This is a genomic window from Pseudomonas sp. N40(2020), assembly GCF_014472415.1.
Taxonomy (GTDB): domain Bacteria; phylum Pseudomonadota; class Gammaproteobacteria; order Pseudomonadales; family Pseudomonadaceae; genus Aquipseudomonas.
Genome location: NZ_JACSZV010000003.1, coordinates 78,636 through 100,158, shown reverse-complemented (window position 1 = coordinate 100,158; position 21,523 = coordinate 78,636). Strand labels below are relative to the sequence as shown.

16 protein-coding genes are annotated in these 21,523 nt (G+C 59.4%); 5 read left to right on the top strand and 11 right to left on the bottom strand.

Annotated elements, in window-relative coordinates; translation table 11 throughout:
* Positions 1 to 137: 137 nt before the first annotated feature.
* From IAI51_RS03260 to IAI51_RS03245, 4 genes are all read right to left on the bottom strand, one after another.
* Complete coding sequence (locus tag IAI51_RS03260) at positions 138 to 2,324, bottom strand: autotransporter outer membrane beta-barrel domain-containing protein (RefSeq protein ID WP_187677177.1); 2,187 nt, start codon at positions 2,322 to 2,324, stop codon at positions 138 to 140.
* Between the two features lie 199 nt (positions 2,325 to 2,523).
* Entirely contained in the window at positions 2,524 to 5,481 is a 2,958-nt protein-coding gene (locus tag IAI51_RS03255) for an autotransporter domain-containing protein (protein WP_187677176.1), read from the bottom strand.
* Between the two features lie 85 nt (positions 5,482 to 5,566).
* On the bottom strand, positions 5,567 to 6,403 hold the full coding sequence (locus tag IAI51_RS03250) for an amino acid ABC transporter permease (RefSeq protein WP_187677175.1): 837 nt from the start codon (positions 6,401 to 6,403) through the stop codon (positions 5,567 to 5,569).
* A complete protein-coding gene (locus IAI51_RS03245) occupies positions 6,400 to 7,221 on the bottom strand; it encodes an ABC transporter substrate-binding protein (RefSeq protein ID WP_187677174.1) in 822 nt (273 codons plus the stop codon). Before IAI51_RS03245 ends, IAI51_RS03250 begins: the two co-directional genes overlap by 4 nt.
* A 113-nt stretch (positions 7,222 to 7,334) precedes the next feature.
* Between IAI51_RS03245 and IAI51_RS03240 the strand changes: the two genes are divergently transcribed.
* The 4 genes from IAI51_RS03240 (at position 7,335) to IAI51_RS03225 (ending at position 10,810) form a co-directional block, all read left to right on the top strand.
* Positions 7,335 to 8,234, top strand: coding sequence for a homocysteine S-methyltransferase family protein (locus IAI51_RS03240; protein ID WP_187677173.1), 900 nt, complete (start codon positions 7,335 to 7,337; stop codon positions 8,232 to 8,234).
* A gap of 403 nt (positions 8,235 to 8,637) precedes the next feature.
* Positions 8,638 to 9,003 carry a DUF6124 family protein gene (locus IAI51_RS03235; RefSeq protein WP_187677172.1) on the top strand — a complete coding sequence of 122 codons (366 nt, stop codon included), beginning with the start codon at positions 8,638 to 8,640 and terminating at the stop codon, positions 9,001 to 9,003.
* A 179-nt stretch (positions 9,004 to 9,182) separates the two neighbouring features.
* The gene (locus IAI51_RS03230; protein ID WP_187677171.1) at positions 9,183 to 10,535 is read left to right on the top strand and encodes a HipA domain-containing protein; all 1,353 of its coding nucleotides are present in this window, start codon (positions 9,183 to 9,185) and stop codon (positions 10,533 to 10,535) included.
* Complete coding sequence (locus tag IAI51_RS03225) at positions 10,532 to 10,810, top strand: helix-turn-helix domain-containing protein (protein WP_187677170.1); 279 nt, start codon at positions 10,532 to 10,534, stop codon at positions 10,808 to 10,810. The genes IAI51_RS03230 and IAI51_RS03225 overlap by 4 nt, the downstream gene beginning before the upstream one ends.
* 100 nt (positions 10,811 to 10,910) lie before the next feature.
* Here IAI51_RS03225 and IAI51_RS03220 read toward each other — a convergent pair whose 3' ends face one another.
* The 3 genes from IAI51_RS03220 to IAI51_RS03210 are packed head-to-tail and all read right to left on the bottom strand — an operon-like array spanning position 10,911 to position 12,674.
* On the bottom strand, positions 10,911 to 11,582 hold the full coding sequence (locus tag IAI51_RS03220) for a GNAT family N-acetyltransferase (RefSeq protein WP_187677169.1): 672 nt from the start codon (positions 11,580 to 11,582) through the stop codon (positions 10,911 to 10,913).
* A 12-nt stretch (positions 11,583 to 11,594) separates the two neighbouring features.
* Positions 11,595 to 12,041: a GNAT family N-acetyltransferase gene (locus tag IAI51_RS03215; protein WP_187677168.1), complete on the bottom strand. Its 447-nt coding sequence runs from the start codon at positions 12,039 to 12,041 to the stop codon at positions 11,595 to 11,597.
* A gap of 9 nt (positions 12,042 to 12,050) precedes the next feature.
* Positions 12,051 to 12,674: an FMN-binding negative transcriptional regulator gene (locus IAI51_RS03210; RefSeq protein ID WP_187677167.1), complete on the bottom strand. Its 624-nt coding sequence runs from the start codon at positions 12,672 to 12,674 to the stop codon at positions 12,051 to 12,053.
* A gap of 92 nt (positions 12,675 to 12,766) precedes the next feature.
* On the opposite strand from IAI51_RS03210, the gene IAI51_RS03205 reads away from it, so the two are divergent.
* Positions 12,767 to 14,320 carry a PLP-dependent aminotransferase family protein gene (locus IAI51_RS03205; protein ID WP_187677166.1) on the top strand — a complete coding sequence of 518 codons (1,554 nt, stop codon included), beginning with the start codon at positions 12,767 to 12,769 and terminating at the stop codon, positions 14,318 to 14,320.
* On the opposite strand, the gene IAI51_RS03200 is transcribed toward IAI51_RS03205, so the two are convergent.
* From IAI51_RS03200 to IAI51_RS03190, 4 genes are all read right to left on the bottom strand, one after another.
* Positions 14,277 to 17,486 (bottom strand): dermonecrotic toxin domain-containing protein, encoded by a 3,210-nt coding sequence (locus tag IAI51_RS03200; RefSeq protein WP_410457993.1) that lies wholly within the window; start codon positions 17,484 to 17,486, stop codon positions 14,277 to 14,279. The two genes, IAI51_RS03205 and IAI51_RS03200, sit on opposite strands and share 44 nt — an antisense overlap.
* A gap of 9 nt (positions 17,487 to 17,495) precedes the next feature.
* On the bottom strand, positions 17,496 to 18,872 hold the full coding sequence (locus tag IAI51_RS28055; protein WP_316249749.1) for a hypothetical protein: 1,377 nt from the start codon (positions 18,870 to 18,872) through the stop codon (positions 17,496 to 17,498).
* 148 nt (positions 18,873 to 19,020) lie between these two features.
* A complete protein-coding gene (locus IAI51_RS03195; protein WP_187677165.1) occupies positions 19,021 to 20,049 on the bottom strand; it encodes a histone deacetylase family protein in 1,029 nt (342 codons plus the stop codon).
* Positions 20,050 to 20,204: 155 nt separating this feature from the next.
* Positions 20,205 to 21,200: an AraC family transcriptional regulator gene (locus tag IAI51_RS03190; RefSeq protein ID WP_187677164.1), complete on the bottom strand. Its 996-nt coding sequence runs from the start codon at positions 21,198 to 21,200 to the stop codon at positions 20,205 to 20,207.
* Positions 21,201 to 21,523: the final 323 nt, after the last annotated feature.

The following is a 21,523-nucleotide window of genomic DNA, read 5'->3' as shown; positions in this document are numbered from 1 at the left end:
CCTGAAATTACTGATTCACAAAAATCCCCTGTGGGAGCGAGCCTGCTCGCGAATGCGGTGCATCAGTCACAGAACATGTCGACTGACACTCCCTCTTCGCGAGCAGGCTCGCTCCCACAGGGACAGTGTTCAGACCATCAGAACGCCATTCGCCACTGGCCTATCACGCCCTGATTGCGGCTCTCGGTACCGTACTCACCGGTGACACCCACGCCCAGTGTGTGGTTGGCCGACAGTCCGAGATCGAGACCGGCGTCGATGCCCAGGCTGTTGCGATCCAGCGCGGCACCGGCCACTTTGAAGCGCTTGCCACCCTTGACCAGTTGCTGGCGAGTATCGCTGTCGAGTTCGCCGAAGGTGTGTTTCCAGCCGGCACTGAATCGAGGTGTCAGGCTCATGCCGTTATCCAGGCGATTGATTTTTGCCGTGCGCAGGCCAAAGGTGCTGCTGAGGTTATCGCGGGTTTGCCCAGAAACTTTCAGCGCTGCATCGCCGCCTTTTTCGCTGTAGCTGTCACGTTGATAACGTTGATAGCCAAGGCTGGCGAATGGCTCAAGCGTGACGTTGTTACGACCGAGCTTGAAGCCCAGTTCGGCAAAGGCTTGCTGGGTGTTGGCGTCGTAATTGCCTTTGAGGCGATCGCTGAATCCATTGAACGCCACCCGACGTTTGCTGCTGCCGTCATGGCTGGCATAGGTGGCACCGAGGCGCAGCGCCAGCGGCCCGTCCTGACGCACGGCGTAGGCGCCGAGGTGCCAGCTGTCGAGGTCGCCATCGTACTGGCGAGCGTCGAGTTTGGTCTGGGATTTGCCACCCAGCAGACCGACATGCCATTGCTCATCGAGCCGCCAGTCAGCGCCCACGACCAGACCCTGGGTGGCGTGTTTCAGGGTGCTGTCAGCTTCACGATCAACCTTGCCGCCATGACCGAGTGCCTGAACCCAAACTCGGCCAGAGTCTGCACCGCCGGCGGCTTGGCGAGGATTGTTGCCGGAGCCATGGGCGGAACTGCTGCGGTTATCGAGTTGGCGCATGGCCGAAAGCATGCTCGCACTCACGGGCGTGACGGCGCTCAATGTGGCTTTGGCGAGGTTGGCGTTGCTGCCAGCGGCGAGTTGTTCGATGGCGATGGGGGCAGTGTTTTTGTCACTGGTCAGTAACGCCGCAATGGCTGTGTTTGCGGGTTTTGGCGGTTGAGGCGCAGGCTGTTCGGCGGCTTCTTCGTCGCGCGCAATAACGGTTTCGCCCGGCATTGGTAATGGAGCATTTGAAGCAGAAATTGGTGGCGACGCCGTCAATGGCGCTGGCATTGCGGAAGGCGATGGCGTTTGTGGCTCGTCAATACTTTCAGCAACCGCACGACCATTGTCGGTGGTGGCAACGTCCGACAGCTGTACCTCGTTGCGGGTGTAAGTCAGACCTACAGTCTTTTTGTTGTAATGAGGTGTAGCTGTCATGAAGGCAAGGTTGTTTAGGATCGTGCCGAACTCACCTTCAACTTTGCCTGCTTCGATTATTCTGTACTGGCTGCTTTGCGGATACTCCCCAGGACCCGCAACGACTTTCAGTGTGGAGCCTTGGAGGCTGGCAGTGCCTTCGACCTTGATTGTTTGACTACCTTGCGGACTGACCTCATAAGCCAATTCGGCTTTCGGGGACAGGGTCAAATCGCCTTTGACTCGCGGGCTGCCTTGAAATTGGTTGACCGTGAGTAAGCCGTCAATGTGTAAATTGCCTACCGTGCCTTTACCTGCAAAGCTACCGCCGTTAGCGACCTCTACGTCTCCCTTGATGCTTCCCTTGTTCAAGAGCTTGCCCGCGATAAGCGCGCCACCTTCGATGGTGCCAAGGTTGGTCAACACTCCGGCGCTTTCTACCAATACTCCTTCTTTGAAGTCTTTCTTGCTGCTAAGTGTCCAGTCCCCCCGGATGAGAGCCAGTCCGTTGAAATTACGAGTGTCTTTCAGGGTCCCCCCGTCAGAGACATCCAATAGCAGAACGTTGTCCCCCCCACCACCATCCAACCGGCCAGTGAAGCTGGCGCCGTCTTTGAGAATGATCAGATCGTTTAGGGCCGTGCCTTCAAAAGTACTTTGGGCTGTGTCGAAGACGATGGGAACAGTGCTTTGGTCGGTGAGAAAGCCCTGAAGTCTTTCAGCCGACTTCGCATTAGGACTGGCTTCGGGCAGTTCCGGCGCATTCATCGCAGAAGGTGGTTCAGTGGCTTCATGCACTTGCTGAGCGTGTGTAAGCTCCACGCCGCCGAGCGTCAGCGCAATGGCCAACGCCAGGTTTTTTGCTGGGTACGTATGTTGAGCTGGCATCAAGTTCGGTCTCATTTGAACAGAAGACCCAACTCTATGGAGGCGCTGAAAATTCCGATGTCGGCTGCTTCCCGCAGTCTTGCAGGCGACATCGCATCATTCTGTAGAAATCTTCCCTCAGATCCGGAACCGGTATTTTTACTCGACTACACCGGTTCCTTTTCCTACACCCAATCAAGACCTCGCCGGCTGTTCAACATCAAAAACTCATCTGCCACTGCCCAATCAAGCCGTGGTTACGACTGTTGCTACCCATTTCACCGCTGTAACCCACACCCAGCGTATGCCGAGCAGAAATCCCAACGTCCAGGCCAGCCTCCAGCACCAGACTGTCCCGATCCAGCGAACTGCCATCGACACTGAACGCCGTGCCGCCGACCACGAAGGCCTGACGCGTCGAGCTGCTGACGTCGCCATAGGTGTGCTTCCAGCCGACGGCCATGCGCGGGGTCAGGCTCATGCCGTTGTCCAGGCTGCTCAGGTGCGCCAGGCGCAGACCGAAGGTGCTGCTGAAGTTGTCCTGGGTCTGGCTGTCGACTTGCAGCGCCGCGGCGGCGCCCTTTTCCCGATAGCTGTCGCGGTGGTAGCGCTGGTAGCCGAGGCTGGCGAACGGTTCGGCGCTGAGACGGCCGCTGCCCATGGCGTAGCCGAGTTCGGCGAAGGCTTGCTGGCTGTCGGCGTCGTAGTCGCCTTTCGGGCGATCGCTGAAACCGTTGAAGGCGATGGTGCGTTTGCTTTCGCCTTGATGGCCGCTGTACGCCGCGCCGAGGCGCAGAGAGATCGGGCCGTTCTGATGCAATGCGTATACGCCGGCATGCCAGCTCTCGACGTTGCCATCGACGCCGGTGGCGTCCAGATCGGTTTTCGAATAGCCGCCGAGCACGCCTAGACGCCATTGCGGATTCAGAGACCAGTCGGCACCGAGTACGCTGCCCTTGGTGCGCTGTTCCAGACCGCTGCTGCCGTGTTCGCCGTCGAGCTTGCCGTAGCCACCGATGCCTTGCAGCCAGAGGCGGCCGCGCGCGTTCGGATCATTCAGGTTACGCGCTGCGGATGGCACGCCGTTGGCCGCCAACACGGGTGTATCGCGCTGATCGAGGCCGACCATCAGTCCCGGGCTGCCGCCGATCTGCTGCATCGCCGAGAGCATGCTGCTGCCGACCTGACTGCTGGCGCCGAGGGTCGCGCTGGTGAGGTTGGCGTTGCTGGCGCCGGCCAGTTGCTCGATCGCGGCGCCGGCCGTGCTTTGGGTGGTGTTAAGCAACGCGTTGTACAGCGCGTTGTTCTTGCCCATCGAGGCCAGGCTGTTGGCGGCGTTGCTGCCGTTGCCGGTGGCGGCGAAATCATTGAAGGCCACGTCGTTGCGGGTGTACGTCAGATCGACTTGAGTAGGCGTGTAGGCCAGCGTCGGCGTGAGAAACGCGTAGTCGCTGGTGACCTTGCCGAAGGTGCCGTTGACCTGTGCCGCTTGCAGCACGGTGTAATGGCTCTGCCATGGATAAGTGCCGCTGCCGGGATTTACCGCCAGGGTCGCGCCGTTGAGATTCGCGGTGCCGCCGACCTGCACTGACGCGCTGCTGCCGTCGGCATTGACGCCATAGGCGAGGGTGGAGGCGCTGCCCATGTTCAGGTCATGAACAATGGTCGCGCGGCCGAGGCTGGTGTCGGTTCGCAGCGTGCCGTTGACGTTGAGGCTGCCCACCGAACCACCGCCGGCATATACACCGCCGGCATCCACGGTCAGGTTGCCTGCGATACTGCCTTGGTTGATCAGCGTCGCGTTGTCACGGACCGCACCGCCATCACTGAAATCGCCAGTACCGGTCAGCGTCCACGCGCCTTGCTTGACCTCCAGCCATTCAAAGTTGCGACTCTCGCCGAAGCTGCCGCCCGCCGCGTCGTCCATCACCACCCGGTCGTACCCGCTGCCGCCATCGACCCTACCGACGAAGCGACTGCCATTGCGCAAGTTCAGGCTGTCATCGCCGCCGCCCAGATCCAGCGCCAGGCCGTTGCTGCCGCTGATCGTGCCGCCGTTGATGACGTTGTCGGCGAACTCTCCGACAAGCTTCACGCCGAAACCGTCGAGGCCCTGGATGGTGCCGAAGTTCTCCAGCGTGGTCGCCGCCAGCCCCGAGCCACCGCTGCCGTCATCCACCAGAATGGCACTGGTGGCGCCGCTGATCATCGCGCCGCTGGCGTTGAGAATGTAGCCGCCGCCGAGGGCGATGCCCTCACTGCCATTGGCAAAACCACCCTTGTCGACACCGCCCGCGCCGACGCCTTGGATGGTGCCGTAGTTTTCGATGTGGGCGATCTTGTCGATGTCCACACCGTCGCCGTCACCGTTGGGTTGCAGCCCGGAATAGGCGCCGGTGATGGTGCCGTGGTTGACCACCGTGCCGTCGCCATCGGAGCCGAAGCCGGAGCCATTGCGCCCCGTGATCTGCCCGTAGTTGATCAGTGTGGCGCCGAGGTCGGTGGTGATGCCGTGGCGGCCGCCGGAAATGACGCCGTAGTTGGTCACGCTGACACCGGTTGCGGTGTCGATATCGATGCCGTCGAATTTCTGATCGGCGTTGTGCGAGTCACCCGTGGAAATCTCGCCGTAGTTGGTAATCGTCGCATTGGCGCCGGTCTTCATGCCGTCGCTGGCGTCGCCGCGAATCAGTCCGCCTGTGCGGTTGATGATCGTGGTTTTTACGCCGTCGCTACGCAGTGCATCCAGATCCAGCCCTTGGCCGGTGGTGGAGCGGATGATGCCGCTGTTATCAATCAACAGGCTGCCGCTGACGAAGTTACTGTCGATGCGCAAGGCATCGTTGGCGCCGAGAATCTGCCCGCCGCTGCGGTTGTAGAGGGCGTAGTTGCGCGCCTGGGTCAGGTCGCCGCTGCTGTCGATGGCGCGGCCACCGCTGGAGACGATCTTGCCAGAGTTATCGATCACCACCCCGGCGCCGCTGGTGCTGTCCTTCAGGCTGACGGCCTTGCCACTGTTGGTGATGCTGCCCGGCGCCGAAATTGTCAGCGTGTCGCTGCCGCCCAGGGTTTGCGAGGCGGTGGTGGCAGTGTCGATCTGCACGGTTTTACCGTGAGCTGCCGTGGTGGCGATCAACAGTGCGATGGCGAGGGACAGGCGCTGAGGCGGGAAGGGCATGGACGGACGGACTTTTGTTATAAGCGGGCCGTCCTGTATAGCGGTGGGTTTTTACAGAATGATGTCTGTGGTGTTGCAGAACACCTTAAGTTCGACGCTCGTAAGCCTTGCCGTAATGCCGTTCCATGCGCGCCTGGATCAGCTCCAGCCCGATCGACATCACCCAGTAAATGATCGCGGCGGTCGTGAGCATTTCGATGTAGCGATAGCTTGAACGACCATACGACTGCGCCAGAAACATCACTTCCCAAACGCCCATCACCGAGATCAGCGACGAGTCTTTGAGCATCGAGATGAATTGGTTGGTGGTCGGCGGGATGATGGTGCGCATGGCCTGGGGCAGGGTGATGCGCCAGAAAATCACGCTCTCGCGCATGCCCAGCGCCAGCGACGCTTCGCGTTGGCCGTAGGGGACGCCGAGGATGCCGGCGCGGAAAATCTCGCTGAGATAGGCGCCGTAGTTCAGCGACAGCGCGATGATCCCGGCAGCGATGGCGCCGGGCACGATGCCCAGTTGCGGCAGGCCGAGGTAGATCAGCAGGATCTGGATCAGCAGTGGCGTGCCGCGAAAGAACGAGGCGTAGAAACTGGCGATGCCAAAGGCCACAGCGCTTTTCGACAGTCGCGCCAAAGCCGTCACGAAGCCCAGTAATGACGAGGTGACAATCGAGCATACGCACAGAAACAACGTCAGCGCCGCGCCTTGCAGGAAGCCATTGGGTGCGAGTTTGAGGCCGACCAGGTTGGGCAGTTTGTCGAGGATGATCGAGAACTTCAGGTCGAAGCTCAGGAAGAACCCGGCGAACAGGCAGAACATAACCGCCCATGTCAGGTACAGCCGCGTACGAAAACCGAAGAGTCGGCGCAGAAGTGATTCAGCCACCGGTTGCGGTGGCTGTGGAGGTGTCGGAAAAGAAGTCATTGACTGATATCGGCGCCGATCCATTTTTGCGAGAGCTTGCTCAGGGTGCCGTCCTGCTTGAGCTGCGCAAACACCTCGCGCACTTTCGCATCCCACTGGGCATCACCCTTTTCGATGGCCACCGAGTTCGGTTCCGAGTACAGCGCCTCACCGGCCAGTTTGAAGCGCTTGTCTTCGTTCAGGCGGGGTTGCGCAGTGACGAGGTTGGTGAGGATCGCATCCAGACGCACGCCGGCACCCAGGCCCAAGTCCTGGAAGGCAACGTTGTCGGTGTCGTACGGGGCGATCTGCACCTCCTCGAACGGGTACTGCAACTGCGTGTCTTCGGCGCCTTCGATGACCAGATTCTTGTTCAGATAGCTTTCATAGCTGGAGGCGCTGGTGAGGCCGACTTTCTTGCCGCTCAGATCCTTGGCACTGTGGATGCGATCGTCTTTGGCGTTGACCACGATCACGGCTGGCGAAGCGTAGTACTCGACCGGGAAGTCGAACACCTCGGCGCGTGCCTTGCTCGGGGTCATCGAGCAGATGCAGATGTCGTAGCGCCCGCTCCAGCGCCCGGCGGCAATGACGTCCCAGGACGGTGTTTCGAGGCGCAGTTTCACGCCCAGTTTGTCCGCCACGGCTTTGGCGACGTCAACGTCGAAGCCGTCGAGCTGGTTTTGCTCGTTGAGAAACGAGAAGGGCGGGTAGCTTTCCATCAGTACGCCAACCAGTTCTTTTTTCTGCTCGATGCGATCCAGCGTGGCGCCGCCGAAGGCTTGGGTGGAGGCGGCCAGAATCGTCAGGCCCAGGGCCAGTAGCGGTTGAAATTTCACAGTCGATCCCTGGTTAAAAAAGAGGTTGTTATTAACGGAATGGTGCGTATTAAATAGTTATAAGAACGACTCTGATAGTGAGTTATTTTCATAAGCTTATGAGTGAAAGGCATATGGGCGCAGCAAACACGATTATTCTCGATGGCGGCATGGGCCGTGAGTTGCAACGCGCCGGTGCGCCATTCCGGCAGCCAGAGTGGTCGGCGCTGGCGCTGAGCGAAGCGCCGCAAGCAGTGGAAGCGGTACACGCCGCCTACATCGCCAGCGGTGCCAATGTGATCACCAGCAACAGTTACGCGGTGGTGCCGTTCCACATCGGCGAAGAGCGCTTCGCCGCTGAAGGGCAGGCGCTGGCGGCGTTGGCCGGTGAACTGGCGCGGCGTGCGGTAGAAGCTTCGGGCAAAGCCGTGCGGGTCGCGGGTTCCTTGCCGCCGTTGTTCGGTTCCTATCGCCCGGATCTGTTCGAGGCGTCCCGCGTGACCGAGTTGCTCAACCCATTGGTCAAGGGCCTGGCACCGCACGTTGACCTGTGGCTGGCGGAAACCCAGAGCTCGATCGTCGAGGCGCGGGCCATCCACGCCGGGCTGCCGCAGGACGGCAAGCCGTTCTGGTTGTCGTTTACCTTGAAGGACGAAGACACCGACGAAGTGCCGCGTTTGCGTTCCGGCGAGCCGGTGGTCGAAGCGGCTGCAGTGGCCGCCGAGTTGGGCGTCGAGACGCTGCTGTTCAATTGCAGCCAGCCGGAAGTGATCGGCGCGGCGATTGATGCGGCGCGCGAAACCTTCGAACGTCTGGGGGTGACGATTCACATCGGCGCGTATGCCAATGCGTTTCCGCCGCAGCCTAAAGAAGCCACGGCCAATGACGGACTTGACCCGTTGCGCGAAGATCTCGATCCGCCGGGTTATCTACATTGGGCGATTGATTGGCAGCAGCGTGGTGCCAGCCATTTGGGCGGTTGCTGCGGGATCGGCCCGGAGCACATTGCGGTGATGGCGCAGAAACTCGGTTAAGAGAAGAGGCCTGATACGACAGATAAATCGCCAATTTTTCTTGTGCAGTAAACCTCTGGCGTCGCTCTTGTTTAAAGCCTGTTGGCTTTACGTCTTGCGACCTACAAAACCTTGCGCCGCTGCCTACGCATGCACCAGAATCCGCCGGCTTGTGCGCCTTTGGCTGGCTGCGTAACTTGGTTTGCATCACTGATTTCCAGTGATCGGGCTTAGCGGCCCGGCTAGTCACTACGGTTGCACATATCTATCCAGTCAGGCATTCGCCTGCACTTGATGGTGGCTGTGCGCATGGCACCTTCGGGTGCACCGGGTTTTTGGTGACTACCGGTCCGCTAACTTGCGCACAGCCGCCACCCTTTCGCTTAGCGGCGAAAAGATGGCGGCCTCACAGAGGTTAGTCACCATGTTCAAACCAACGCCAAACCCGCCGACGACAGACCCGGCATCCCCCTACGAATCGTCCGATTCAAAGAAATTCCACGAAGCCGCCGAGCGCGCCCTCGACCACTATCTCGGCCCATCGGCGGCCGACATCATGGCCGCGCCTTACAAACCCAACACGCTCTACATGGCAAGCCCCGAGGCCGACAACGAGTCCCTGCTGGTAGATGCCAGTGAAACCCTTGGCTCGGCCACCGTCATGATCAACAACCATATCGCGCAGGTTGAAGGTACCCACCGCAAAACCCTGCAAGGCATCGCGCAGGTGGTGATGCTGGCAGAGCTGGCGGTCAATCGGGTGCTGGACAGGTTAGTGCCAACGGAGTGATCAACGTGCTGGCGGCGCATGCGTATGTGCTGCCAGCACATTGGCTGGGAAATACGTTGTTGATGCTTTTCTGCATTTTGTTGCAGATGTATGCGTGGCTCTCGATGAAATATGCACTATATTGCAGTTATTACTGAAAACTCTTCGCTAAAGTGCATTTAAATGCAGGTGCAAAGCGTATGTACGACCTGACATTACAGATATTCACGGCTGGGCATTGGCATGACGCGATGATTCTGAGTTTCGCTAACCCCGAAAAGGGTTTCGAAAGTCGCTGCCATTTCGGTTATCAAACCACTTATCTCGTCGATAACTTAGATTCCTTCGGTTCGCCGTTCTCAAAAGCTGTGAGTGTACGGTTCCCATTGGAATGGGATAGCCGGCGATCCGCTGTGCCAGCCTTCATCCATGACATCGCTCCTGCCGGTGCAGCGAAACGTTTTCTTCTTGCTCGCGTGGGGCAAGAAAAACCTGCAGGCATCAGCGCCGATCTTTATCTGTTGGGTCGAAGTACAGCGGCACCCATCGGCAACATGCGGATAAAGGAGTCTGCCGAATCTGTGGATGAGCGAGAGCCCATTGGATTTCAGCGTCAGGACGTGATCCTGCGTGACAACCGGTTTCTCGAGTACGCCTATGAACTGGGTGCAGCCATTGGTGGTGCAACGGGGGCGGGGGGGGAAGCACCGAAGCTTTTGTTGGCAGAGAACAAGGCGGGTCTCCTGTTCCCCGATGCAGTCCTTGAGGATTCAGAGGTCAGTCAACACTGGTTTGTGAAGTTTGCCCGCAACAAAGGCAACCAGACCGATCAGGACATCTTGCGAAGTGAGTTCCACTACTACAGAGCCCTTCAGACGTTAGGCATCGAAACGGTCGCATCACAGGGGCTGGCACTGGAAGAGGCGACCAAACCCAGCTTGTGGATGCAGCGTTTTGATCGTCGGGTAACCGCTCAAGGTGTTGAGCGTTACGCAGTCGAATCGATTTATTCGCTGGCTAACGTGACAACGCCAGGCAGCGCGATGGACCATTTGGACGTGATTCGTATGCTTGCCGGCCTGTGGCGTGAGGCAGGGCAAGCGGATCAGATTCCTGATCTGGTAGCGGATTACTTGCGTCGGGATCTGATCAACAAAATTCTCGGCAACTCGGATAACCATGGCCGCAATACTGCGATCATTCGTGAGGCAAGTTCGTTTCGACTCGCGCCAATTTATGACCTGGCGCCGATGGTCATGGACGATGAAGGCGTTACCCGGACGACTAAGTGGCCGAAAGCGTTGGAAAGGGCCGGTGATGTCGATTGGCGAGGAGTTTGTCGCGCATTGGCTGATATTGCTGATCCGGATGACCCCTTGGCTGCTTTGGCTGGCGCGCCGGATTCATTCGAGCGCCTGCGTCAGGACGCACAACGCCTCGCGGCCCTTCCCGATATTTTGACCGAGAGCGGTCTGCCGGACCGAACCATGAATCACCCAGGCATTGCATTGAAAAATCTGGAACAGCGATTGAAAGGGTGGGATCTGAAATGAGCCTGACCGTTGCCGAACGCACTGTGCTTATTGAAAACATAAAAGAGGGGCTGGCGCAGGAAACGCTTGAGATCGGTGAAGCCGTTCGCCGCTTGCGTATTGAAGTGACGGGTTTGCATCAGACCCAATTCGCGAAAATGTGCAAAATTTCGGTTCGTACCTTGGTGCACATCGAACATGGTGAAGGTAATCAGACGCTGAAGTCGCTGAACGCCGTGTTTCGTCCGTTTGGGATGAAGATGGGCGTTGTGCGGATTCGGCGAGATATCAGTTAAAGATCAAAAGATCGCCGCCTGCGGCTGCTCCTACATTTGCCTTGTGTAGGAGCTGCCGAAGGCTCGGGCCGCGTTCGGACGATCTTTTGCTTTTAAAAGGTTAAGAACGGCACTCGACCAACCCCTTCACCTGCCCATCAGGCGTCTGGTTTTCATCCGACAGCCAGCGCTCAAACCCCGCCGCAATCGCCGGCCACTCACCATCCAGAATCGAGTACCACGCGGTGTCGCGGTTCTGACCCTTGACCACCATGTGCTGGCGGAACACGCCTTCGAAGCTGAAGCCCAAACGCTCGGCCGCGTATTTGGAACGGGCGTTGCCGTTATTGCATTTCCATTCGAGGCGCCGGTAGCCCAGCGCAAAGGAATATTTGGCCAGCAGGTAAACCGCCTCGGTGCTTTTCGGCGAGCGCTGCATCGGTGCGCCGAAGGTGACGTGACCGATTTCGATGCGGCCCTGAGCCGGAACGATCGACATCAGGCTGAGGATGCCTTGCACCTGATTTGTCGCGCGGTCGATGACGCTGAAGAAATACGGATCGCTGCTGGCCGCGTGATTGTTCAGCCAGGCATTGAACACGCTGCGCTCCGGGAACGGGCCGTAGGGCAAGTAATCCCAGAGTTTCGGGTCGGCACCGGCGCCTTGCAGGGCGTTGAACAGCTCGTCGGCGTGGCGCGCCGGGTCGAGTCTTTCCAGGCGGATGAAGCGACCTTCGAGCAGTTTGGTGGTCGGGGCGGGGACGCCTTTCCAGTCGGCAAGTGAAGCAGTCATGAGCGTCTCTCCTTAAAGGGCTTTGCGAAACTGGATGAACCCCGGGCGCTCGGCGATGCGCTCGTAGAGCTGGATCGCGGTGGCGTTGGTTTCGTGGGTCAGCCAATGGACTTTGCAGCAACCGTCGGCCTTGGCCGTGGCGTAGACGTGTTCGATCAGCAGGCGACCGACGCCGCTGCCGCGAGTGTGTTCCTCGACCAGCAAGTCTTGCAGGTAGCAGGAGTTTTCGATGCTCCAGTTCGAGCGATGGTAGATGTAATGCACCATGCCCACCGCTTTGCCGTCAGCCCAGGCGAGCGCGGCATGAGTCGGCTCGCTCGGCTCGAGAAAGCGCTGCCAGGTGCTGTGCGTGACGGCGTCCGGCAGTTCGCCTTTGTAGAAGGCCAGGTAAGCCTGCCACAGCGGCAGCCAGGCAGCGTGGTCGCCGGCGGTAACTGGGCGGATATCGATCTGACTCATGTGTTTTCCTTAACGCATCAATTGGGCGAGGGTTTGGTCGTTGACCTCGGGGCTGGCCGCGAGCCCTTCGCGCACACCGGCAATGTCCTCGGGGCTGCGGTTCTGGCTGAGCTTGCGCTTGCCTTCGAGACGGTCGATGGGAATGGCGAAACCGACGATGGCCTTGAGCATGCCGTCGATGTAATCGGCGGGGGCGTCGTCGACCTTCCATGGTTGCGCGCGGCCGGCTTCATGGCGGTCGGTGAGGGTGCTGACGATGTCGAGCAGGCGTCCGCCATCACTGAAGGTTTCGGCGTGGCCATAGGCGTGGACGGCGACGTAGTTCCAGGTCGGCACCACTTTGCCGTGTTCGGCTTTGCTTGGGTAAAAGCCCGGGCTGACGTAGGCGTCCGGGCCGGCAAAGATCAGCATCGCTTCGGCGCCGTCGCGCAGGTCTTTCCACTGCGGATTGGCCTTGGCCAGGTGCCCGTAGAGCGTGCCGTTCTCGCCTTGCTCGCAATGCAGCAGCACCGGCACATGGCTGGCTTGCAGACCGTTTTCGCCGTGGGTCACCAGAATGGCGAGGCGGGTGGCGAGGATCAGTTCGTGGAGCTGCGACAACTCGTCGATGGCAAAGGCGCGTGGCGTGTACATGGAGATATTTTCCTTGGCGAATGCCAGCATCGTAGGCAGGCTATTGGTCTGTTGTAAGAGCCATTGATGACCAATTTCATAGGTCCATTGCCATGCCCGATTCGAGCACGCTGTCGCTTTCCTTCAACCCGGCCGGTATTGAACTCGACCGTCGCCAGGGCTTGAGCCGCCAGCTCTATCAAGCGTTGCGCCTGCGCGTACTCGACGGTCGATTGAGCAGTGGCACGCGGCTGCCGGCCAGCCGTGATCTGGCGGCGGCACTGGCGATTTCACGCAACAGCGTGGTTCGCGCTTACGATCAGCTCTACGCCGAAGGCTTCATTGAGGGGCGGGTGGGCGATGGCACTTACGTGGCGCAATTGCCCGGTGAACAACTCTCGGCGAAAAAACTATCCACAAAAATATCCACAGGGTTTTCAACAGGCTTACCCACAACCTTATCCACAAATTGGCTGGATTTGCCTGTTGATCCATCCAGTAAAGTTATCCACAACGATCCGCTGAGTCGGGTGAAAAACAACCATTTATCCAAACCTCCCAGTGGTCCGCCACGGGCATTTCGCGTCGGTGTGCCGGCCTTCGATCTGTTCCCGTTTGACGTCTGGGCCAAGCTCAACGCGGCTTTCTGGCGTAAACCGGATCTTCAGCAGCTCTGTTACGGCGACCCGGCTGGCGACGCGCGCCTGCGCGGGCTGATCGCCGCTTATTTGCGCAGTTCGCGCGGCATGCAGTGCTCGGCTGAGCAAATTGTGATCACCAGTGGCGCGCAGCAAGGCATTAGCCTTTGTGCACAGCTGCTGGTGGAGCCGGGCGACGGTGTTGGCATCGAAAATCCGGGGTACCGCGCGGCCGGTCATGCGTTCGCTGTGGCGGGTGGCCGCTTGCGCGGGATTGCTGTGGATGAAGAGGGTATGGATTGCTCGGCATTGTCGGCGGCCACTGATTGCCGCGTGGCTTATGTAACGCCGTCCCATCAATACCCGACGGGCGTGGTGATGAGCCTTGCGCGGCGTCTTGAGCTGCTGGCCTGGGCCGAACGCACCCAAGGCTGGATCATCGAGGATGACTACGACGGCGAGTACCGCTACACCGGCGCGCCATTGGCTCCGTTGGCGGCGCTCGATCGTCAGGGGCGCGTGTTGTATGTCGGCACCTTTGGCAAAGTCGCGTTCCCGGCGTTGCGCCTCGGTTATCTGGTGCTGCCACCGGGGCTGGTGGAAGCGTTTTCGCAACGCCGGGCGGTGGACGTCCGGCATTCCGAGGTGAGCACGCAAGCGGTGATGGCCGAATTTATGGCGGCCGGGCATTTCCAGCGGCATATCCGCCGGATGCGCCGGGCCGCGCTGAGTCGTCGCAATACCCTGCTCGACGGTTGGCCGACGGCCATCGCCGGTGTCGGCAAGCTGCCGGCGGTGTCTGCCGGGTTGCACCTGACGGTGGCTGTGGACAGCATCGAGCGCGAGCAGCAGTTGATCGAGCAAGCCGCCGCCGTCGATGTGGAAATCAACGGCCTGAGCCATTACTGGCTTCCCGATTCCCTGACCGCCCCTGAGCAGCGCGCCGGTCTGGTTCTGGGCTTTGCCGCTGTGCCGGAGCCGGCGATCAAAGCGGCGCTGGCTCGGTTACAACAGGCTTGGCGGGCGTGAAGAACACAGTCTCGGCCAACTGACTTGAAAGAATTTCGCTGCGATGAATTTCAATCACTTGCTGATTGTTGAGGCCGCGCAGTTCGTAGGCGCCACCGAGGCGGCGTTGTGCGACGGTTTTCATATGTCCGGCTTCGAACGGAACGTCCGGGGCGCTGATGCTGGTGTAGTGAAAGTGCGCGTAACACAACACCTTTTTGGTTTTGATATCGCGCACTTCGTATTCGTCGAGAAAATCATCGGCGCGACTTTTGAGTCTGCGCCGAGTAACGGTTTTAGAGATGCTTACTTCACCTTTGCTTTTCAGCCACTCAACACCTGCTGCCGTGGGTGGTTGTTGTTTGATCATTTTGATGCGAGTCCGGGTGCCTGTTTCGTAAAGGCGGGTCGCGGCATCGCTGAGGGCGTGACCCAGGGCTTCCGTCCCGGGTGACGAGCCGGCGGTGAGATTGCTCGCCGTCAATGCCTCATCGATCGCTGCGTTTGCCTTGCGCAAACGGGCCGCGTGATTATGGTATTCCTCCTCAATCTCGACCGGGATTCGTTGACCGCGTTTGATGCGAGCCTCGGTACGCTGTTCGAACGCAGGCAGGCCATCGATCAAGGCCTGCCCCGCCTCAATGCTTTTTTTAAGATTCGGCCTGGCCACGGCAGGTGGCACTGGTGTCGTGCCGTGTTCGACCCATTCCCCGGGCGACTTCTCATGAAACGTCGCGATCACGCCGGTCAGTTCGCTTCGTACTTCCACCAGATCGGTGTCTTGACCATCAATGCTTTTTTTCCGCTCGCCGACCAGCGTGCCCTTGAATTTGGTCTTGATGATTTTTCGCGTGGATGTCGCGGCGGAAGGTGGTCTCGATGGGCCGGGTACAGGTTCGAGTAAATGTTTGTTACGCAACAGGTCGGCCAGCCGTACATCCGTCCGTGCCTTGAACTCGATCACTCGAGTGCGTAGATGCCCCAGTCGAGCCGTCTGAATCTGATCGGGAAATTCTGCGGCGAAGTCGGCAAAGCGCTGGTCCACGGCGGCAAACTGCTCCGAGACATTGCTCAAGGCATCGATCCGTTCACGCAGGTTGCTGAGGCCTTCGTCGGCGGTCAGATTCAGCGAACTCTGAATATTCAGCGCAGCATCTTCGATGAGCGTTTCCAGTGTCTGGAAGGCATCTGCACGGGCCGCTGTTTCTCCGGGTTTGAGGCAGATCTCCTGTCCGAGGCTGATCTGTAGCAGCTTGAGGTCATTCAGATCGTAAGTCGGCAGTGCCCTTCGATACAGGGCAAGTGTTTCCACGGCGTCTTTGCCGAGCAGTTCGAGTTCCTGGAAGCGGCTCTGGGCGGACTCGATCTTTTCGATGATGCTCTGGGTCTGATCGGTCATACGTTCACAGGCCTGGGCAAAGATCTGCTGTTCAACATGGGTGTCAGCAATCATTGCCCTTGTCGCAGCCACATTGGTTTTATAGTTGATGTCATGCTGACTGAGCCACTCCTGGCCGAGAAACAACTGCATTTCCAGGCGCTGGATCATGGTGGTGCGGTAGTTGGGAATGCTTTGTGCGAGGTTCAATGCCTTGATTTTCTCGATGTTCGCGTCGTATTCCTTGCGTTGCGAATCGAGGGTATCCAGATACTCTTGGCGTGCCGCCTCGAGACTTTCCGGCTGGGCATCGAGCATTGCATTGTGGGCTTCGTCGAGTCGGGTTTGCTTATTCCCCATGGTCAGGTCGAAGGCCTCGAGGTCGGCTTTCAGTTTTTTGGCTTGCTTGTCGCTTTTGCTCTTGGCTTCCTTGCGGCGATTGCGCAGTCCGCCTCCGCGCAGGCGCAAACGCACATCGACTACCCATCTATCACCAACCCGGCTGAGCAATGGTCCGCTGCGTGTTGGCTGCTGGCGCGAGTCGATGATCTGCACGTCGTCGTTGTCATTGATCGCCACTTCAAACCAGCGTTTGCCAACGGGGGCATACCATTTGCCCTTTTGTGCAAAGAGGTGCTGATGCTGACCTGTACTGGCCGCCTCACCGAGCCCTTCGGGTTTGGTGAGATTGAAACCGTCGAGCAGAGATTCGAGCACAACGGGTGAGCGCAGCAGCGCGGCGACAGCGTTGACGGAGGACTCGTGAGTGGCGGGTAACTCGGTGGTGGAGATATCGGGCAATTGAAGCGGTTTGATCTTTGCGGGTTGTGGGGTTGTTGCTGGCGGCTCGTCCTCGGGTAGCACATCAATCGATTCGGCTGGCGCCCTGTCACCGACCGCTGCGCGATGAGCGAGCACCATGCCCAGCGCAAGGAAAATATCCGCCACCGCCGTCCAGGCAACCTTGCCGGACTCTTGATTGGCGACGTCGCTGATCTCCTGCAAGTCGTCCATGATTTGCCATATCCATGCCGCCGTACCAACACTGCGGCCCAGAAACGGTAATGCCGCATTGAATAGCATCCAGCCGCCGCGCTTGAGGCTGGCCCAGCGTGCTTCAGCATTGGAGACGGACTGGCGATCGGCCTGGGTGATGACTGCCTGAACGTTGGAGGTGTGCAGTGTCGCCAGGATATCGCCTTCGATCACTGCAGTGCCGAGTGTGACAGGGCCGGACATGTCGAGGGCGGTGAGCGGGTTGACCAACAGTTGCGGAATCGTCCACACCGACGGCAGTTTGGCGGTGAACACGAACTGGCTGTAGTTGAATCGCACATCGTCCGGCAACCAGGCCAGAACCGATTCACGCAGTTGCCGGGAATGCTGGATCGCATACAGCAGGTTGGCGTGGCTGGGGTACTGAATCAGTGCCATTTGGAACAGCGGTCTATAAAGCACGCAGGGGCCTTTGTCCGCGTCGCGCGGGCCGATGACGTACATGTTGGTCACGGTGTCGGTCTCTGAACCGCTGCGGTGGGCAGCGAACGCAAGCGGCCGGATGACGATCTCCTGCCCATCGACCTGACGCGCCTCGGCACGGCTGTTCAGGGCGGCAACCACATACCGGTAACCGAGTTCGTTGATACCGGCATTGCCACGGATCTTGTGTTGCAACGCCAGAAGCGGCAGCTCGAGGGATAACTGGTGGGTGTACAACCTCTGCAAGGCCGCCGCGTGCACCGCATCGTCCACCAGCAGCTTTTTCAAATGTGCGGGGTAGGTTTTGCCAATATCGACGCTGCTGACCAGTTGTTCGAGTTACGTCACGGTCATCCAGTCCGGCAGGGCACTGTCGTCCTTGTAGCGCACGGTTTTATTGCCCAGTGGCAGGCCCGCGAGGTTTTGCAGGGCGAGCTCGATCAGCGACAGGCTTTTGATCTGAATATTGCCCGGCAGGACGAACGTGCCCCACACCTCCAGGCTGGCAATGCTGAGTTCGATCTTGTCGATCTTCAGATCTGTTGCTGTCGGGTGATCCTTGAGCATCTGTCGGCTCAGGGCATCGCGAGTAAAGGTCTGCAGGCTGGCAACCTGCTCCTGAAACGACTTGCCCTTGTTCGAATGCTGCAACACCGTCAGGTCCAACAGATAACGACTGTAAGCGGCCTGGTCCGCGGGCGCGGCGTCGTCCAGCCAGACTGGCAGTATCGGACGCATACGATCGATATGGGGCTTGAGGTTCGGCGGCGGTTGCCGGGGTTTGCCGGTGTGAGGGTAGAGCTGATCGGGCGTCGAGCTCTCAAAGAAATTGATCTCCCCGAGGGCGTCGCCTTCCAAGGCGATCAGTGTGCAGGCCTGGTGGTCGAAAAAATTGCCTTCCGGTTCCAGTAACCGCCACTTGAACGGGGTGCTGGAGGCTCTTTGCCAGAATTTGCGCGGCAATGCGTCGCCGAGTTCATCCAGAGAGTCGAAAGTCTGGAAACCATGGATCACTGAATAGGTCAGGATTATCGTGCGCTCATCGACGCTACCGATCAGCACTGCGCTGTCCAGCAGGGTCAGATGCTCGTTGCTGTCGCCGTCACCCTGGTCGAGGTCAATCAGGCAGGCGCGGGTCTTGTATTTGTCATCGGCCAGGCGCTGGTGCCTGTCCGGGACCTTGAAAACGGCATGGGCCATGGCCTGCTGATCGGCATCCCAGCCCGGGCGGGCGTCGACGTTCCACAGGTTGCGCAGGGCGTCCGACATTTGCTGCCAGCGCGCCCGCTCCGGGGCGATGAAGGTGCCCCAGTAAGCGATATGTTGTTCTTTGAAGGCGACGAACATCAAAGGGGCAAATTCATTGAGCAAGCGGCCGATGGCGTCGATCTTCACTGGCAGCTGGATTGCCGACCGGCCGGGCTGCAAGGTCAGAAAGTGCTCGCCGTCGAGGTACGTCACCGTGGTGCCGCTCAGCGCGAGTCGCACCAGAACATCGGTCAGAGATTCGATCTGCTCGCGGCCGGGCACGACTTGCTCGCCTTCGATGACCCACGTCGGTGTCACCACCATGGCCTGCTGCGGATCGATGTGCAGGGTCGGGTACAGCGTCTTGAGCGCCGGTTGCAGCGTTTTCGAGGCGACTTCGCGCAACGAAGGGCCGGTCACCAGTTGTGTCACTACATCAACGGCGCTGGGTATGGAAGATTCGGGCATGAGCAATTCCTGATCTGACGAAAGAGGTGCGCCGCAAGGGCGTCATATCAGGGCAAGGTAGAGGTCACGTTGTGGCGCTGTGCGGTACATAAATGTTGCGGGCAAAAAAAGACCCGCGAGTGCGGGTCGTTTACGGTTGCGTTGCTCTCTACGGGTGTTCAAATCCTTCGAGGACGTTCACCGCGTTGATGCCGATTTCTTCCACGGCGTAGCCGCCCTCCATGACGAACAGGGTCGGTTTGCCAAGGGCGGCAATGCGCTTGCCCATCGCCAGATAATCCGGGCTGTCGAGTTTGAATTGCGAGATCGGATCATCCTTGAAGGTGTCGACACCCAGCGACACGACGATGATGTCGGCGCCGTAGCTGTCGATCTCGTTACAGGCCTGATCCAGCGCTGCGCTCCATGCATCCCAGCCAGAGCCGGCCGGCAGCGGATAGTTGAAGTTGAAACCCTCACCGTCGCCTTCGCCGTGTTCATCGTCATAGCCGAGGAAGAACGGGAATTCCGCTTCCGGGTGGCCATGAATCGAGGTGAACAACACGTCGCTGCGCTCATAGAAAATCGACTGCGTGCCGTTGCCGTGGTGATAGTCGACGTCGAGGATTGCGACTTTTTTATGGCCCTGATCGAGGAACGCCTGCGCGGCAATGGCAGCGTTGTTGAGGTAGCAATAACCACCCATCAAGTCGCCGGCGGCGTGGTGCCCCGGTGGACGGCAAAGGGCGAAGGCGCTGCGCGCGCCGTTCTGGATCGCTGCTTGCGCGGTCAGCGCCACCTGCGCCGCGCTGTAAGCCGCTTGCCAAGTGCCGGCGGTGATGGGCGCGCCGCCGTCGAAGCTGTAGTAACCGAGCTGGCCGTGCAGGCTGGTCGGCTTGATCGCACGCAGAGTGCGCGCCGGCCAGGTGTAGGGCAGCAAGTCGCCGTCGGTGTTGAATTCAGTCCAGCGCGCCCACGCACCTTTGAAGAAATCCAGGTAGTCGCGGCTGTGGATGCGGGCGATCGGTTCGAGGCCGAAATCCTTCGGCGCTTCCACCGGCCCGAGGTGCTGGTGTTGCACCCGTTGCAGCACATGGTCGGCGCGCGACGGCATCTCGAAGCACGGCTTGAGCTGGCCATCGATCAATTCGCAGCGGCCATGGTGCAGGTGGTGATCGTCCGAGTAGATCGTCAGCATTTGTTGTTCTCCGCAGGGCTGAATCGGGTTGCGCCCAGTGTTGCGGCGCAGGACGATTCGGAGAACGGCAGGAAAGGCCAAAAGGGGATTGATCTGGCCAAAAATGCTGACCGCTATTCGCCCCTCGCTGGAGCAGCCTGCCCTAACAGGGTTTATCAGTGCGGCCGGAACTGACTCGGCGCCACGCCACTCCAGCGCACGAACGCATGGCGAAAACTCGCGGTCTCGCTAAAGCCCAATGTTTCGGCGATACGGTAGATCGGCAACTGATCTTCGCAAAGCATCTGCTTGGCCCGTTCGAAGCGCAGTTCGTCGAGCAGCTCCTGATAACTGCTGCCCATGTCCTTGAGGTGTCGGCGCAAGGTACGTGGCGAGCACTTCATCTGCTGCGCCAAGCCTTCCAGCCCCGGCGCCGCGTTCAACTGGGCGCTGAGCAACTGACGGATGCGCCCGAGCCACGCCTGACGCCCGGTGAACTCGAGGTTCTGCTTGCGGCAGCGTTCGGCCATGGCTTGATGGGTAATGGCATCGGCCAGCGGCAGCGGCTGATCGAGCCAGTGCCGGTCGAAGGCGAAGGCATTGTCCTTGGCGGCAAAGTGCAATGGGCTGGCGAAGTGCTCGGCGTAGCTGTCGCGGTAATCCGGCGCGGCGTGTTCGAACCGCGTGGCGAGTAGCGGCAGCGGATGGCCAAGCAAGTCATCGCAAATGACTTTCAGCGAAACCAGACAGAACTCGGCATTGAACACCGCCATCGCCGGGCTCTCTCGATAGTCGGCTGCGACGAACCAGACGCGCTCGCCGTCCTCTTCCAGGCTCAGCTCGAAAAGTGTTCCCAACAGCGCCGGATAACGGATCGCCAGACGCAAAGCGTCACCGAAGGTGGCACAGGTGAGCAGCGCGTAACCGAGCATGCCGTAGCAGGAAACGTGCATGCGCCGGCCCAGTTCCAGGCCGATGTCGTGCTTGAGCGCGACAGCATTGGCACAGACCTGCATTTCCTGATTGGTGGTGATGCGCGTGTCGGCACGGTTCAGATCCGCCGCACTGATGCCGCTGCCAGCCAGCAGTGCTTCGCTCGGCAAGCCTTCTTCGTTGAAGGTTTTGAGAATAAGGGAGACGGCATTCAGGGTGGTGAGGTGGGAGTGGAGCATGGTGGGTTCCAGTGTCGAGCGTTCTGAAAGGTTAGCAAGGTGCATGCCGGACAGAGGTGTGATCAAAGAACTGGATGGGTTTTAGTGTGTCCTGCAGCTAAAAGGTATTTGTAAGTTCAGTAAAGTTTTGTGCCCTCGTTAGAATAATTAGCGGCGGATTGATCCGCTACTGTAAAAGTTGACAGGTTTTCTTCGAAATATAACCGTTGATCAGGCGATTATTCTTATCTGCTATTTAAGTTTATTTTGTTTGACCTGGCTTCGCATGGGTGATTAGTGTTTGGCGGAAGTTGCCGGGTTAGTTGACTTTTATCAGGAGGGTT